Source organism: Streptomyces antioxidans (assembly GCF_000968685.2).
In the GTDB taxonomy this organism is placed as follows: domain Bacteria; phylum Actinomycetota; class Actinomycetes; order Streptomycetales; family Streptomycetaceae; genus Streptomyces; species Streptomyces antioxidans.
In genome coordinates this window covers 80,276-93,419 of the sequence record NZ_LAKD02000044.1, presented here as the reverse complement: position 1 = coordinate 93,419, position 13,144 = coordinate 80,276, and the positions used below count along the sequence as shown (strand labels likewise).

Here is a 13,144-nt window from a genome sequence, read left to right as displayed (position 1 = left end):
CCCTTACGGGGCGAGGTGGGCGCCTTGTGCGGCGCGGTGGACGCCATATGGGGCGCGGTCCGGGGTGGTGCGGGCCGTACGGGGGTCACGAGCGGGCCGGGCCGTACGCGCGCCCGGGCCGCCGTGGGCGGAGGCACGGCACAGGGCGCCGAACGCGTGGATCAGCAGGGCGAGCGCGGCGGCCCCACAGGCGGCCGCGGGGACGGCGGCGGCGCCCTGGGCGGCGGTCAGCCGTGCCACGGGCTCCCCGAGTGGCCCGGCGCCCGGCAGCCGGGCGGCCGCCGTCGTGGCCAGGGCCGTGGCCTGGACCGCGCAGGCCACGGCGATGCCGCTGAGCGCGGCCCTCCGGAAGCCGTGGACGGCCAGCAGCCGGGCGAGGAACAGCAGCCCGCAGAGCGCCACGGCGGCGCCCTCGGCCGTCGAGAGGTGCGCGGTGGCGGGAGGCGATCCGGGCACCGTGAGCCGGGCCGCGGGCACCAGGGCCGCCAGAGCGCAGAGGAAGGCCGTCACCACGCCCGCGAACAGCGGGCGCACCCCCGAGGCGAACTCCTCCAGACCTCGGCTGACCGCCAGCCTGCGGCGCGCCCCGACGGCGAACCAGCGGGCGCACCATGCGGCGGGCGCGGCGGCCAGGGCGAGGACGACGGCGGCCCCCGCTGCGGGCGCCGCGTCGTACGGGCGGCGTCCGTCGAGGAGCCCGGTGAGCAGCCAGTCCCCGGCGGCGGCGTACCCGAGCAGCCAGCCGGTGCCGAGGGCGTGCGCGATACGGCCCCCGCGTCCGGCCCCGCGCCCACGGACGCGCAGGGGGCCGTGGCGCAGGCACAGCCACAGGGCGATGAGCGTCAGTGCGGCGCCGCCCGCGCCCAGGGCGAGGCCGATGGTGGCGTCCTTACGGATGGCATCGACGCGGAGAGCGGCGGAGGCGGTCGCCGCGCACAGGGCGCCCGGCAGCAGCCACAGCGCCGCGAGCGTCATCCGCACGCCGAGCGCGCGCCCCGGCGCGGCGGCTGCCGGGAGCGCGGGCTCCTCGGCGCGCGGCACCCGCGCGTACAACTCCTCGGCGAGCGAGAAGACATCGCGGTGCCGAAAGCGCGCGGCGGTGCGGTCCGTCACACCGTGGGCCTCCAGCCCGGCGGCGATCTCCAGCGGATCGACGGCGCGGGCGCACAGATCGTGGTGACGGTGCATCAGCGCCCGTACCGGATCGGCGGGCCCACGCCGCCCCTTCCCCTGGCCCTTCCCGGCACCGATGCCGGTACCGGTACGCGCGGACGCCTCATCCGGCCGCCGAGAGACCGGCACCCGAGCGGCCCCTGAGAGGGCGGCGAGACCGCGATCGGAGGCGAAGCGGTCCGAGGCGGGGCCCTGATCGGAAGGGGTCGGGTCGGGGTCCGGGGCCGGGGCGAACGGGTCGTTCCGTCGGGGGGGCGTGGTCATGCGCGCTCCTCGGACGGGCACGGGCCCACGCCCAGCGGCTCGCGTGGTGGTGGACCGGCCCAGGTGGGGGTGTGCTCCGGGGCGGGGCGGGAGGCGGCCGGGCCGGGCGTCCGGTGGCCGAAGCCGTCGCCGTCGCGGCCCGCGGTCCAGCGCCCCGGCACATGGGCCTCGGCAGGCCTGGCGAAGGGCAGCGGCCCGCCGCCCTCGCCGACCTCTTCGCGCGGCACCGGGCAGTGCGACATCAGCTCGAGATAGATCCCGCGGAACGCCGCGACGTTCTGCTCCACGGTGAACAGCTCCAGCGCACGGGCGCGCGCGGCGGCGCCCAGGCGCGCACAGCGCTCGGCGTCGCTCAGCAGCGCCAGGCACGCGTCCGCGAGCGCCCGGGGGTTGCGCGGGGGCACCACGAGGCCGGTGCCGCCGATGACCTCGCACACCGCGCCCACATCCGTGGACACCGTGGCCCGTCCGCAGAACATCGCCTCGACCAGCCCGACCGGAAAGCCCTCGACCACGCTGGACAGCACCACGACACCGCCCGCCGCATAGGCATCGGCCAGGGTCGGCACCTCGGGGTCGCCGAGCCGTTCGAAGGAGACGGGGCTGTCCCCGGCGGAGTGGGCGTCCGCCGCCTCGTCGGGGAAGAGGTGGTCGGCCAGGGCCCGGCAGTGGGCCGGATAGCCGTCCTGCTCCGCGTCCTCGCCGCGCCGGGTCTCGATGATCCTCAGCCGGGCGTCCGGCTGCCACCGGCGCACCTCGGCGAAGGCGTGCAGCAGCGCGATGACGTCCTTGGGGGGCTCGATCCGGCCCACCCACACCAGCGTCCGGTCGTCGCCTTCGGACGGCGCCGCGCACTGCTCGCCGACCTCCGCGAAGCGGGCGGCGTCCATGCCCGGGTAGACGGTGCGCAGCCGCTCCCGGTCGGCGCCGCACCGCTCCTGCCAGCGGCGGGTGTGCGTATTGCCGGGGGTGATCAGATCCGCCCGCGCGTACGCCTCGGCGGCCAGTCGGCCGTGGAACGCGGTCAGCAGGGACCGTACGGGCCCGGAGAGCGGCCGTCCGCCCTCGGGGAACGGCGGTCCGCCCTCGGCACCGGCGGCGCCCGTCAGATAGCACTCGCGCAGCCGTACGCCGTACTCGGTGAGCAGCAGCGGGGTGCCGAAGCGGCGCTTGGCCAGCAGCCCGGGCAGCACGGCCGCGCCGCCGGTCGCGGTGTGACACAGATCCACCCCGGACAGCCCGGGGTCGCCTCCGGCCCCTTCGCCGTACCAGTCGAGGGACAGCGGGCGCAGCGCGCGCTCCAGGGCCTCGGTGACGTTCAACAGATCGGCGACTCGCGCCCGCTGCGCGCCGTGCGGCGCCCCGAGGGTGCGGCAGGCCCGCTCCAGCGTCCTTACGGCGTCCTCGGAGCGGAGCGCGGCGGACAGTCCCCCGTACTCCCCCGCCAGGTCCGCGAGGCCGTGGAGACCATTGGCGAAACGGTCCGCCTGGTCCGTGGAACACCCGGGCACACCGGAGCCATGAGGCGCACTGGCGCCATGGGACGCGCCGGAGCCATGGGACGCGCCCGGACCGTAGGGCACGCCCGAACCGTACGGCGCACCGGAACCGTAAGGCGCGCTGATCGCCGTCGCCAGCTCCCCGAAGTGCTCGGCGAACCGCCGCCGCTGCCGACGGCCGCCCCAGCCACCGCGCCGGGGCTCGGGCTCCCCCCACAGCGGCGCGGTGCGCACCCGGCCGACGTGCCGGGGCAACTCGCCCCAGCCCGTGGCCTCCTGACCGGGGCCACGGCTGAGTGCGTACACCTCGAACTCATGCTGGGCGAGCCCGCGCACCAGCCGGTCGCACCACACCCGCGCATCACCGGTCGCATACGGATAGCCACCCTCCGTAAGCAGTCCCACGCGCATGAGCGCACCCCCGATCTCCCAAACGGGCCGTTCGTCTGCCGCCGTCACCGGCGTCTGCCGCCGTCAGGCAGCGGGAGCACGTTATGCGCGCAGGGCTAGGGCGCGATGGACGGTTGTCCGTCGCACCACCGGAAGGGGTGAACGCACGTGACCTATTGGGAATTCAGGCGTTGCGAGGCGCTATAGGGCCGGTACGGGTCCGTCAGCCCTTGGGGAACGGCCAGGCGTTGGGGCGGCAGGTGGCACCGTCCGTCGACAGGAACTTGGTCTGCTGCATCATCACCGGCGCGAGCGCGCCCTGCTTGGAGCAGATCTCGTGGTTGTGGCCGAGACGGTGGCCCACCTCGTGGTTGATGAGCATCTGGCGGTAGGAGTGCATCTTGTCGTCGCCGAAGGTCCTGGCGCCCTGTGCCCACCGATAGGCGTTGATCATGACGCGCTCGGTGGACGCCGAGTCACAGGAGACGTTGTCCTCGGTGGTGTCCAGGCCGGACTTGGCGCACCACGTGGCCGTGGTCCCGGGGCTCGCGAGGGTGATCGCGAAGTCCGCATGCCCGGACGACACCCGCTCGAAGGTGCGAACGCCGCCGTGCCCCCAACTGCGGTCGTCATTGAGCGTCTTGTGCACGGCCTCGGCGAACAGCTCGCCGTCGAGCGGCAGTCCCTTCTCCACATCCACGCGGTAGCGCAGCACCTGGCCCCGGCCGGGCGCCTTGTCGTGCCCGCCGACGGTCCGGAAGGCGCCGGATCCGCGCAGCTTGGCGTCGAGCGGAAAGGGAGTCGCCATCTTCTCGTCGTAGGTGACGGGGGCGGGCGGGCTCGCCGAGCGGGCCGCACCGCGGCCGTCGTCGGCGTGGGAGCCGCGGGCGCCCCGGGCGGCGGCGTCGTCGCCGCGCTCCGAGCCGCCCCGGGCCTGCGTCTTACCGCCGCCGCCCTGCGGTCCGCCCGCGACCTGTCCGGCCACCACCACGGCCAGTACGGTGGTCACGGCCGCCGCGGCGATACCGGTGAACGTGCGCCCCTTACCGCCCTTGCTGACACCGCGCGCCCCCTTGCCCGGGGGCTCCTGCTCGTCGTCGTCCGGCCCGCTCCCGCCGTCGCCGCCCGAGCCGCCGCCGATCCCCTCGGCAGAGGTGGCCGCCCGCCGCGTACGGCGCTGTGGGGGCACGCCGCCCGGCGCACCGGCGGCGAAGACGTCGTCGCCGTCGCAGTCCAGGGCGTCGGGGGTGTCGAACGCCTCGATGTACTCCTTGCGCGGGCCGGGCATCAGACCGGCCGCGCCGCCCGTGCCGCCCGTGGTCGGGCGCTGCGGCGGGTTCATGGTGCGCATGCCGTAAGGAGGCCGCTGACCGCCGGGCCCGCCCGGACCGCCGGGCCCGCCCGGACCGCCGGGGCTCCTGAGTCCGCCGGGCCCGCCCGGCCCCATGCCCCCGCCCGGACCGCCGAGACCACCAGGGCCTCCGACTCCGCCGGGCCCACCGGGACTTCTGACCCCGCCAGGGCCCCCAGGGCCGCCGGGGCCCCTCACCCCGCCAGGCCCGCCTGGTCCCCCCACTCCGCCCGGACCGGCGCCGCGCCCGCCGACCGCGCCCCAGCCGCCGCCCGCCTCGCGCTGCTCCGGATGTCCGCCCCTGGTGCGCGCCGCGGGTCCATCGGCTCCGTAAGGCAGCCTCGGCACGCCCTGCGGCGGGGTCACCCCGGGATCCGGGGCGCCGGGCCCCGGTGCGGCTCGGCGGCGCCCCGTCCCCGCTCTGCCACCGTCGGCGGCGGGGGCCTCATCTGACGCGCTGTACTCGACGAACTCTGGGCCCGAGCCCTGTCCTTGGCCGGAGCCCGCCGCGACGGACCGGCGCTCCCGGCCCTCCTGGCTGCCACGTGCGCTGTGTTTACCCACGCGCCGCACCGCTCCCGTCCGCGCCGGACACCGGTACGGCCCCCCGCGCCTCCCGGCTGTCCCGGCCATCTCGTTGATCAACGTCGTCGAGCAGCTCGCGCATCCCGCGCGCCACCGCTTCGGGATACTCCATCATCGCGACATGCCCGGCGTCCAACAGCGTCAACAGACGCGAGTCGCGGAAGGTGGCGTTGGCCCGATCCGCCATCCTTACGGACACCAACTGGTCGCGTCCGCCGTAGACGAGCAGCGTCGGGGCGAGCACCCGCTCGGCCTGACGCCACAGGGAGTGCTGACCGCCCAGGGCGTACGAGTCGACAACACCGCGCGCCGAGCGGGTGAGCGCGTCCCAGAAGTACGGGAGGGTGAGCCTGCGTTCGAACTCCTCCACCGCGTGGGCGAAGGCCTCCCGGGTGACCAGGGACGGATCGCCGAAGGTGAGCAGCATCACCTCCCGGGTGCGCCGCTCCGCGTCCCAGTCCCTGGTCAGGCGGGTGAACAGCCGGGTCACCCCGGGCACCGCGAGCAGGCCGGTCGGCACCGCGGTGCGCTGCGGGCGCAGCTCGGGCAGCGCCGGCGAGACGAGTGTGAGGGTGCGCACCAGGTCGGGCCGCACCGCGGCGACGCGAGTGGCGATCGCGCCGCCCATCGAATTGCCGACCAGATGGACGGGCCCGCGGGCCCGTGCGTCGAGGTAGCGGATCACGGCGCGGGCATGTCCCGTGATGGAGTAGTTGCCGTCGTCCGGCGGCGGGGAGTCGCCGAAGCCGGGGAGGTCGACCGCCTCGCCCTCCACCCGGTCGGCGAGCCGTTCCATGAGCGCCGACCAGTTCTGCGAGGAGCCGCCGAGGCCGTGGACGAAGAGCGCGGGCGGCAGCCCCGAGACGGACGCCGTACGGCAGCGCACGGTCATCGTGAGCCCCGGAAGGGCGGCGGTTCGCAGCTTCTCCCCCGCTCCGACCCGCACGGACCTCGTGGGCGGCACCGCCGCGACGATGCGGGCTTCCGGCGGCTCGGTCGAAGACATGCGGCAATGTTACGAGACGATCACGTGCGCGACCGTGTGTTCGCGCTCACAGACCACGTAGCGTCCGAAAGTGACCTCTCCTAGGCTCGTAAGTCACAGGGGCGATCACCTTGCCACTGGCTCGCCACCGGATGGCCACCATGTGGTAGCCGTCGGTGGAAAGGCGTCATAAGGGGGAACCTGTCACTGGCGCCCACCACTGGCTGACCACCACTGGCGCGCACCACCGGCGAACCACCAGTGCGAAGCCGCCACAGGGAACAGGGAAGGGGAGTACATGTCCATCGACCCAACCGACCCCGACACCTTCGAGGACTCCGTGGAGAACACCGACGAAGCCACCGCGCGCGACGTCGAGGCTCCCGAGGCGGACGCCGCCGAGCAGCACCGCGAGGTGATCTCCCGCCGCGACGAACGGCCGAGGGCCGAGGAGTCCATGGAGGCCAACGAGGCCGACCGGGCGGAACAGGCACGGATCGTCGAGGAGAACGAGGAGGACTACCGGTGATCAACCAGGAGGACTACCGGTGACCAGCGTCATTTATGGGCTTTTCATAGAGTCCGGTACATGAAATTCTCCGCACGAACAGCGCGCCGCACTGTTACCCAAAAGTACGATGGCGGGCGCGATGGACATCGTGCACAGGGATCATTCACTGGGAGGCGGCGTGACAGCCATCGAGCAGACCGAGGCGCGCCCACGGGGTACGCGCCTGCCGCGCCGAGCCCGACGTAATCAGCTGCTGGGGGCGGCTCAGGAGGTCTTCGTCGCGCAGGGCTACCACGCGGCCGCGATGGATGACATCGCCGAGCGGGCCGGGGTCAGCAAGCCGGTGCTCTACCAGCACTTCCCGGGCAAGCTGGAGCTGTATCTGGCCCTGCTCGACCAGCACTGCGAGGCCCTGCTCCAGGCGGTGCGCACCGCGCTCGCCTCGACCACCGAGAACAAGCAGCGCGTCGCGGCGACCATGGAGGCGTATTTCGCCTACGTCGAAGAGGAGGGCGGCGCCTTCCGGCTCGTCTTCGAGTCCGATCTGACCAACGAGCCCGCGGTGCGCGAGCGCGTGGACCGCGTCTCGCTGCAGTGCGCCGAGGCGATCTGTGAGGTCATCGCCGAGGACACCGGACTGTCCCGGGACGAGTCGATGCTGCTGGCCGTGGGCCTCGGCGGGGTGTCCCAGGTGGTCGCGCGCTACTGGCTCTCCAGCGAGAGCGCCGTGCCGCGGGACACCGCCGTGCAGTTGCTCACCTCGCTGGCCTGGCGGGGTATCGCGGGGTTCCCGCTGCACGGGGCCGAGGGCGGCCACTGAGCGGGCCCGCCGGGCGGATGCGCTGAGCGACCGCCGGACTGGCCCGTGCAGTGCGGCGGACCCGCTGAGCGCGGCGGCCCCGCAGGATGGGCGCGGCCACTGAGCGGCCGGGGACCGTTCCCGGCCGCGAACAGGCGTGTTCGCGGCGGCGGGCGTGTTCGCTCCCGGCGTGCGACCGCGGCCCCCGGCGGGTGTCCCGGCCCGGCTAGGGTGTGCTGGGTACAGCGCGGATGGCCGCGCTACCCCAGTTGACCGTCGGAGGGACAAGGCCGTGGAGGTCAAGATCGGCGTGCAGCACGCGCCCCGCGAGATCACCTTGGAGAGCGGGCAGTCTGCCGAGGAGGTCGAGCGCCTGGTGACCGAGGCGCTCGGCGGCAAGGCTCAGGTGCTGGCCCTGGAGGACGCCCACGGCCGTAAGGTCCTGGTCCCGTCCGACCGGCTCGCCTACGTCGAGCTCGGCGAGCCGACCGCCCGCAAGGTCGGTTTCGGCGCGGCCTGAGGATTCACCCACGGCGGCGGGGTCCGGTGGAACAAGATCACCGGACCCCGCCGCTGTTTGCGCTCGCACGCACGCCCTCGGCTCAACACGCGCTACAGACCGCCCCCATGGACAGGATTGCCTCCGGTCGGGCACGGGTAGGACGGGCGTGACCGACTCGTGATCACGAATCGGTTCCGGTCCGCTCACGGGAAGGACGCGCCAATGCTGTTCTGGGAAGCGCTCGCCTCGGTACTGATCGGTCTCGTCATCGCGTACGGGGCGCTCCACCGGCTCCCGCGGAGGCTGCCAGCACGGCGCCTCGTCCTGTCCACCGGCCCCGCCGCCGCGCTTCTGGGCGCTCTGCTGACCCATACGGTGCTGGGCTCGGGGCATGCGGCGGCCGTGCTGATCGTCGCGCTCGGCTTCGCGGCGGCGCTGCTGTCGCTGCTCATCCGCCCCACTAGGACGCGCCGTCGGCGTTCGGTCCCGGCGTAGGGGCGTGGGGGCCGCCGGAGCCCCCGTTCCGTAGTCGTTCCCCAGCCGTTCGACCTAGGCGGAGAGCCCCAGGGCGGCCATCCGCTTGGTGTGGGCCTCGGTGATCCGGGAGAACATCCGGCCCACTTCCGCCAGGTCGAAACCGTCGGCCAGCCCGCCCACCAGCATCGTGGAGAGCGAGTCGCGGTCCGCGACCACCCGCTGGGCCTGCGACAGCGCCTCGCCCATCAGCCGCCGCGCCCACAGCGCCAGCCGCCCGCCGACCCGCGGATCGGCCTCGATCGCGGCCCGCACCTTCTCGATCGCGAACGAGGCGTGGCCGGTGTCGTCCAGCACCTGGAGCACCAGATCGCGGGTGTCGGAGTCCAGCCGGGCCGCGACCTCGCGGTAGAAGTCACTCGCGATCGAGTCGCCCACGTACGCCTTGACCAGGCCCTCCAGCCAGTCGGACGGCGCGGTCTGACGGTGGAACCCGTCCAGTGCCGCCGCGAACGGCTCCATCGCCTCCGTCGGTTCCTCGCCGATCGCCGAGAGCCGCCCCCGAAGCCGCTCGAAGTGGTGGAACTCGGCGGACGCCATCTTCGCAAGCTCCGCCTTGTCCTCGAGCGTGGGCGCCAGCTTCGCGTCCTCAGCCAGCCGCTCGAAGGCGGCCAGCTCGCCGTACGCGAGGGCGCCGAGCAGATCCACCACGGCGGCCCGGTACTGCGGCTCGGCGGCGGCCGTGTCCCAGTCCTGGGCGGCGATCCCGGTGGGCTCCGGGGCCTTCTCCCCGCCGCCCTTCCCCGGAGCTGCGTCGTCACCGGCGCGGTCCCCGGTGGTCGCGGCGGGCGTCTCAGGTGTGTCTGGCGTCTCCATGGAGCGCACAATAGCCCGCTCCGCGCCCCGGGGAAGGCCCTGGTCAGCCATGCCCGCGGATGCCCCGCATCGGATAGCCGGTCACAGATGCGCGCTTACGGGGTACAGTGATAAATGCGCCCGCCGAGTATCGGTGGGTTGTTCCACGAATGCGGATGCCCGGTCGGTGGCCCGATCGGCTCCAAACCCGACCGCCCTCCGCGCGGCGCGCAGCACCTATGCGCACGGCAGGAGGGACCCGCTCGCGGCGTGTGCGCTCGAGCGAAGGCAGTGGTCCCGCGCCGAACCGGCCCCTTCCAAGGCCGGTGCACCCGGGCGCCGTGTGACCCCCTTCGCCGCCTCCCGTCGCGCTCACAGAAGAGGCAAGCATCCTGACCACGTTCCGAGAACTCGGGATCCTCCCCGAGACCGCCGAGGCCCTGGAAGCCGTCGGCATCACGTCCCCGTTCCCCATCCAGGAGATGACGCTTCCGGTCGCCCTCTCCGGCACCGACGTCATCGGACAGGCCAAGACCGGCACCGGCAAGACGCTGGGCTTCGGCCTCCCCCTGCTGGAGCGCGTCGTCGTCCCCGCGGACGTCGAGGCCGGCCGGGCCAAGCCCGAGCAGCTGACCGACGCCCCGCAGGCGCTCGTCGTCGTCCCCACCCGTGAGCTGTGCCAGCAGGTGACCAACGACCTGCTGACCGCCGGTAAGGTCCGCGCCGTCCGCGTCGTGTCGATCTACGGCGGTCGCGCCTACGAACCGCAGGTCGAGGCCCTGAAGAAGGGCGTCGACGTGGTCGTCGGCACCCCGGGCCGGCTGCTGGACCTGGCGGGCCAGAAGAAGCTGCGGCTCTCCGCCGTCAAGGCGCTCGTCCTGGACGAGGCCGATGAGATGCTCGACCTGGGCTTCCTGCCCGACGTCGAGAAGATCATCCAGCTGCTGCCCGCCAAACGCCAGACGATGCTCTTCTCGGCCACCATGCCGGGACAGGTCATCTCGCTGGCCCGGCGCTATATGTCGCAGCCCACGCACATCCGTGCCACCGCGCCGGACGACGAGGGCGCGACCGTGGCCAACATCACGCAGCATGTCTTCCGCGCCCACTCCCTGGACAAGCCGGAGGTCGTGGCGCGGGTGCTGCAGGCCGATGGCCGGGGCCTCGCGATGATCTTCTGCCGTACGAAGCGCACCGCCGCCGACATCGCCGATCAGCTCGCGCGCCGCGGCTTCGCCTCCGGCGCGGTCCACGGCGACCTCGGCCAGGGCGCCCGCGAGCAGGCGCTGCGCGCCTTCCGCAACGGCAAGGTCGACGTGCTGGTGTGCACCGACGTCGCCGCGCGCGGCATCGACGTCGAGGGCGTCACGCATGTGATCAATTACCAGTCGCCCGAGGACGAGAAGACCTATCTGCACCGCATCGGCCGTACGGGTCGCGCGGGCGCCTCGGGCATCGCGATCACGCTTGTCGACTGGGACGACATCCCGCGCTGGCAGCTGATCAACAAGGCGCTGGACCTGCCGTTCAACGACCCGGAGGAGACGTACTCCACCTCCGAGCACCTTTACGAGCTGCTGAGCATCCCCCCGGGCACCACCGGTGTGCTCCCGCGTGCCGAGCGCACCCGGGCCGGGCTCGCCGCCGAGGAGGTGGAGGACCTGGGCGAGACCGGGGGCCGCGGAGGCCGCCCCGGCCGTGGAGGCCGCGGCCGGGCCGCCGCACCGGCCGCGGAGGAGCGCCCCGCGCGCGACCGCCGGGTCCGGCGCCGCACGCGTGGCGGTGTGACCCTGGACGGGGCGGGCGCGGAGGCGGCCGAGGCCGCCGCCGACACCGCCGAGAGCGCCAGCGAGCCCCGTCGGCCCCGCCGACGCCGCCGTACGCGCGGCGGCTTGGCGACGACCGGCGCGGAGGCTGGCACGGCCGCCGTGGACACGGCGGAGGCGGGCCAGCCGGAAGCGGAGCCCTCCAGGGCCGCCGCCAAGCCGCGCCGCCGCCGCACACGGGGTGCGAGGGCCGCCGAGGCGGCCGAGAGGGGCGTGGCTGAGTCCACGGGCGCCGCGTACGCCGCCGAGGCGGCGGAAGCCGCGGCGACGGCCGTGACGACGGCGGAGGCCCGCGAGGCCGTGGAGGCCCCCGAGGCCGTGGAAGCTCCCGCGAAGCCGCGCCGCCGGACCCGCGCCAAGGCCGCGGAGGCCGTCGAGACGGCCGGGGGCACTGCGGAGGAGTCCGTGGCCGAGGCCGCGGAAGCGGCGGTGACGACGGCGGAGGCCGTGGAGGCTCCCGCGAAGCCGCGCCGCCGGACCCGCGCCAAGGCCACCGAAGCGGCGGAAGCCGCCGTGGACACGGCCGAGGGCGCGGCGGAGGAGACCAAGCCCCGCCGCCGGACCCGTAAGGCCGCCGAGACAGCCGACGCCGCCGAGACGGCCGAAGGGACCTCGGAGGAGGCCAAGCCCCGGCGCCGCACCCGCGCCGCCGCCAAGGCCGACGCGCAGCCGGAGGCGGAGGCCGCCGAGGCTCCCGCCAAGCCGCGGCGCACCCGCGCCAAGGCGACGGAGACCGCCGAAGCCGCTGTCGCGACCGCCGAAGGCACCACCGAGGCCGCCGACGGCGACGAAGCCGCCAAGCCGCGGCGCCGCACCCGCGCCAAGAGCGCCACCGCGGCACCGGCGGTGGACGAGGCCGAGGCCGCGCCCGCCAAGCCCCGGCGCCGTACGCGCGCCAAGGCTGCCGAGGCCACGGTCGAGGGCTGACCCAGCCCATCGGCACAACGGCACCAGGGCGCCACGGCACAGCAGCGCAGAGCCCCAGGGGCCCGTACCGCGACACCGCGGTACGGGCCCCTGGGCGTTCATGTGCCGTTTCCCGCGGGCTGTATAGCCTCGTCCCATGAGCAGGCCGCCCTTCCTCACACTGCCCGCGAGCGCCCGCGCGTACCGCCTCCGGACCGCGCGCGGTGAGTTCGCCGTCCATGACGCGCGGCCCGCTTCGGCGGCGCGCGGGACCGTCCTGCTGGTCCCGGGGTTCACCGGGAGCAAGGAGGACTTCATCGCGCTGCTGGAACCGCTCGCCGCGGCGGGATTCCGGGCCGTCGCCGTCGACGGCAGGGGGCAGCACGAGAGCCATGGCCCCCGTAAGGAGGCCGCGTACGCCCAGGACGAGCTGGCGCAGGACCTGCTCGCGCAGGTCACCGCCCTGAGCGCGGCGACCGAGGACCCCGTCCATGTGCTCGGGCACTCGCTCGGCGGGCTGATCGCGCGGACCGCCGCACTGCGCGACCCGGGGGCGTTCGCCTCGCTGACGATCATGAGCTCCGGCCCGGCGGCCATCTCCGCCCCGCAGCGCGCCCGGATCAAGCTGCTGATCGACGCGCTGACCGTGATGGACATGGAGTCCGTATGGCAGGCGATGCGCGAGCTGGACCCGCCAGAGGCGGCCGATGAGTCGACACCGCCCGGGGTGGCGGAGTTCCTGCACCAGCGCTGGCTCGGGACCGTACCGGAGCAGCTGATCGTCACCGGGCGGCAGCTGTCCGAAGAGCCGGACCGGGTCGATGAGCTGGCGGCGCTGCGGCTGCGCGTCCATGTGCTGTCGGGCGAGGTGGACTACGCCTGGCCGGTGCCGCTGATGGACGAGATGGCCGGGCGGCTGGCCGCCCGCAGGACCGTGATCGAGGGCGCCGGGCACTCCCCCAACGCCGAGCGGGCCCATCCCACCGCCGACGCCCTGATCTCCTTCTGGCGCGACGTGAGCTGA

10 protein-coding genes and 1 pseudogene are annotated in these 13,144 nt (G+C 74.4%); 6 read left to right on the top strand and 5 right to left on the bottom strand.

The genetic code is table 11. The features are described 5' to 3' along the window. Positions 1-3: 3 nt before the first annotated feature. The 4 genes from VT50_RS18600 to VT50_RS18580 form a co-directional block, all read right to left on the bottom strand. Positions 4-1,437: a hypothetical protein gene (locus VT50_RS18600; RefSeq protein WP_075200329.1), complete on the bottom strand. Its 1,434-nt coding sequence runs from the start codon at positions 1,435-1,437 to the stop codon at positions 4-6. Beyond that, positions 1,434-3,347, bottom strand: coding sequence for a DUF3492 domain-containing protein (locus VT50_RS18595; protein ID WP_046085993.1), 1,914 nt, complete (start codon positions 3,345-3,347; stop codon positions 1,434-1,436). Before VT50_RS18595 ends, VT50_RS18600 begins: the two co-directional genes overlap by 4 nt. Positions 3,348-3,549: 202 nt before the next feature. Beyond that, a complete protein-coding gene (locus VT50_RS18590; RefSeq protein WP_420822202.1) occupies positions 3,550-5,310 on the bottom strand; it encodes a DUF3152 domain-containing protein in 1,761 nt (586 codons plus the stop codon). Continuing rightward, the gene (locus tag VT50_RS18580) at positions 5,234-6,268 is read right to left on the bottom strand and encodes an alpha/beta fold hydrolase (RefSeq protein WP_046085994.1); all 1,035 of its coding nucleotides are present in this window, start codon (positions 6,266-6,268) and stop codon (positions 5,234-5,236) included. Before VT50_RS18580 ends, VT50_RS18590 begins: the two co-directional genes overlap by 77 nt. Positions 6,269-6,545: 277 nt before the next feature. Here VT50_RS18580 and VT50_RS18575 point away from each other — a divergent pair, with 277 nt between their 5' ends. From VT50_RS18575 to VT50_RS18560, 4 genes are all read left to right on the top strand, one after another. Then, positions 6,546-6,776: a hypothetical protein gene (locus VT50_RS18575; RefSeq protein ID WP_046085995.1), complete on the top strand. Its 231-nt coding sequence runs from the start codon at positions 6,546-6,548 to the stop codon at positions 6,774-6,776. Positions 6,777-6,936: 160 nt separating this feature from the next. Next, positions 6,937-7,578 (top strand): TetR/AcrR family transcriptional regulator, encoded by a 642-nt coding sequence (locus tag VT50_RS18570; protein WP_046086019.1) that lies wholly within the window; start codon positions 6,937-6,939, stop codon positions 7,576-7,578. A gap of 271 nt (positions 7,579-7,849) precedes the next feature. After that, positions 7,850-8,077, top strand: a complete 228-nt coding sequence (locus tag VT50_RS18565; RefSeq protein WP_046085996.1) for a DUF3107 domain-containing protein — start codon at positions 7,850-7,852, stop codon at positions 8,075-8,077. A 204-nt stretch (positions 8,078-8,281) separates the two neighbouring features. After that, on the top strand, positions 8,282-8,554 hold the full coding sequence (locus VT50_RS18560) for a hypothetical protein (protein WP_046085997.1): 273 nt from the start codon (positions 8,282-8,284) through the stop codon (positions 8,552-8,554). Positions 8,555-8,608: 54 nt separating this feature from the next. Here VT50_RS18560 and VT50_RS18555 read toward each other — a convergent pair whose 3' ends face one another. Then, complete coding sequence (locus VT50_RS18555) at positions 8,609-9,418, bottom strand: ferritin-like fold-containing protein (RefSeq protein ID WP_206269429.1); 810 nt, start codon at positions 9,416-9,418, stop codon at positions 8,609-8,611. A 313-nt stretch (positions 9,419-9,731) separates the two neighbouring features. Here VT50_RS18555 and VT50_RS18550 point away from each other — a divergent pair. Together VT50_RS18550 and VT50_RS18545 are read left to right on the top strand one after the other, a co-directional pair. Further along, positions 9,732-12,141: pseudogene (locus VT50_RS18550) on the top strand (DEAD/DEAH box helicase). Positions 12,142-12,277: 136 nt separating this feature from the next. Continuing rightward, positions 12,278-13,144: an alpha/beta fold hydrolase gene (locus VT50_RS18545; protein ID WP_046086000.1), complete on the top strand. Its 867-nt coding sequence runs from the start codon at positions 12,278-12,280 to the stop codon at positions 13,142-13,144.

Excerpts from the sequence above, each read along its gene's own strand:
- VT50_RS18600 (WP_075200329.1), bottom strand. The coding sequence starts at position 1,437 with ATGACCACGCCCCCCCGACGGAACGACCCGTTCGCCCCGGCCCCGGAC.
- VT50_RS18595 (WP_046085993.1), bottom strand. The coding sequence starts at position 3,347 with ATGCGCGTGGGACTGCTTACGGAGGGTGGCTATCCGTATGCGACCGGT.
- VT50_RS18590 (WP_420822202.1), bottom strand. The coding sequence starts at position 5,310 with ATGGCCGGGACAGCCGGGAGGCGCGGGGGGCCGTACCGGTGTCCGGCG.
- VT50_RS18580 (WP_046085994.1), bottom strand. The coding sequence starts at position 6,268 with ATGTCTTCGACCGAGCCGCCGGAAGCCCGCATCGTCGCGGCGGTGCCG.
- VT50_RS18575 (WP_046085995.1), top strand. The coding sequence starts at position 6,546 with ATGTCCATCGACCCAACCGACCCCGACACCTTCGAGGACTCCGTGGAG.
- VT50_RS18560 (WP_046085997.1), top strand. The coding sequence starts at position 8,282 with ATGCTGTTCTGGGAAGCGCTCGCCTCGGTACTGATCGGTCTCGTCATC.
- VT50_RS18545 (WP_046086000.1), top strand. The coding sequence starts at position 12,278 with ATGAGCAGGCCGCCCTTCCTCACACTGCCCGCGAGCGCCCGCGCGTAC.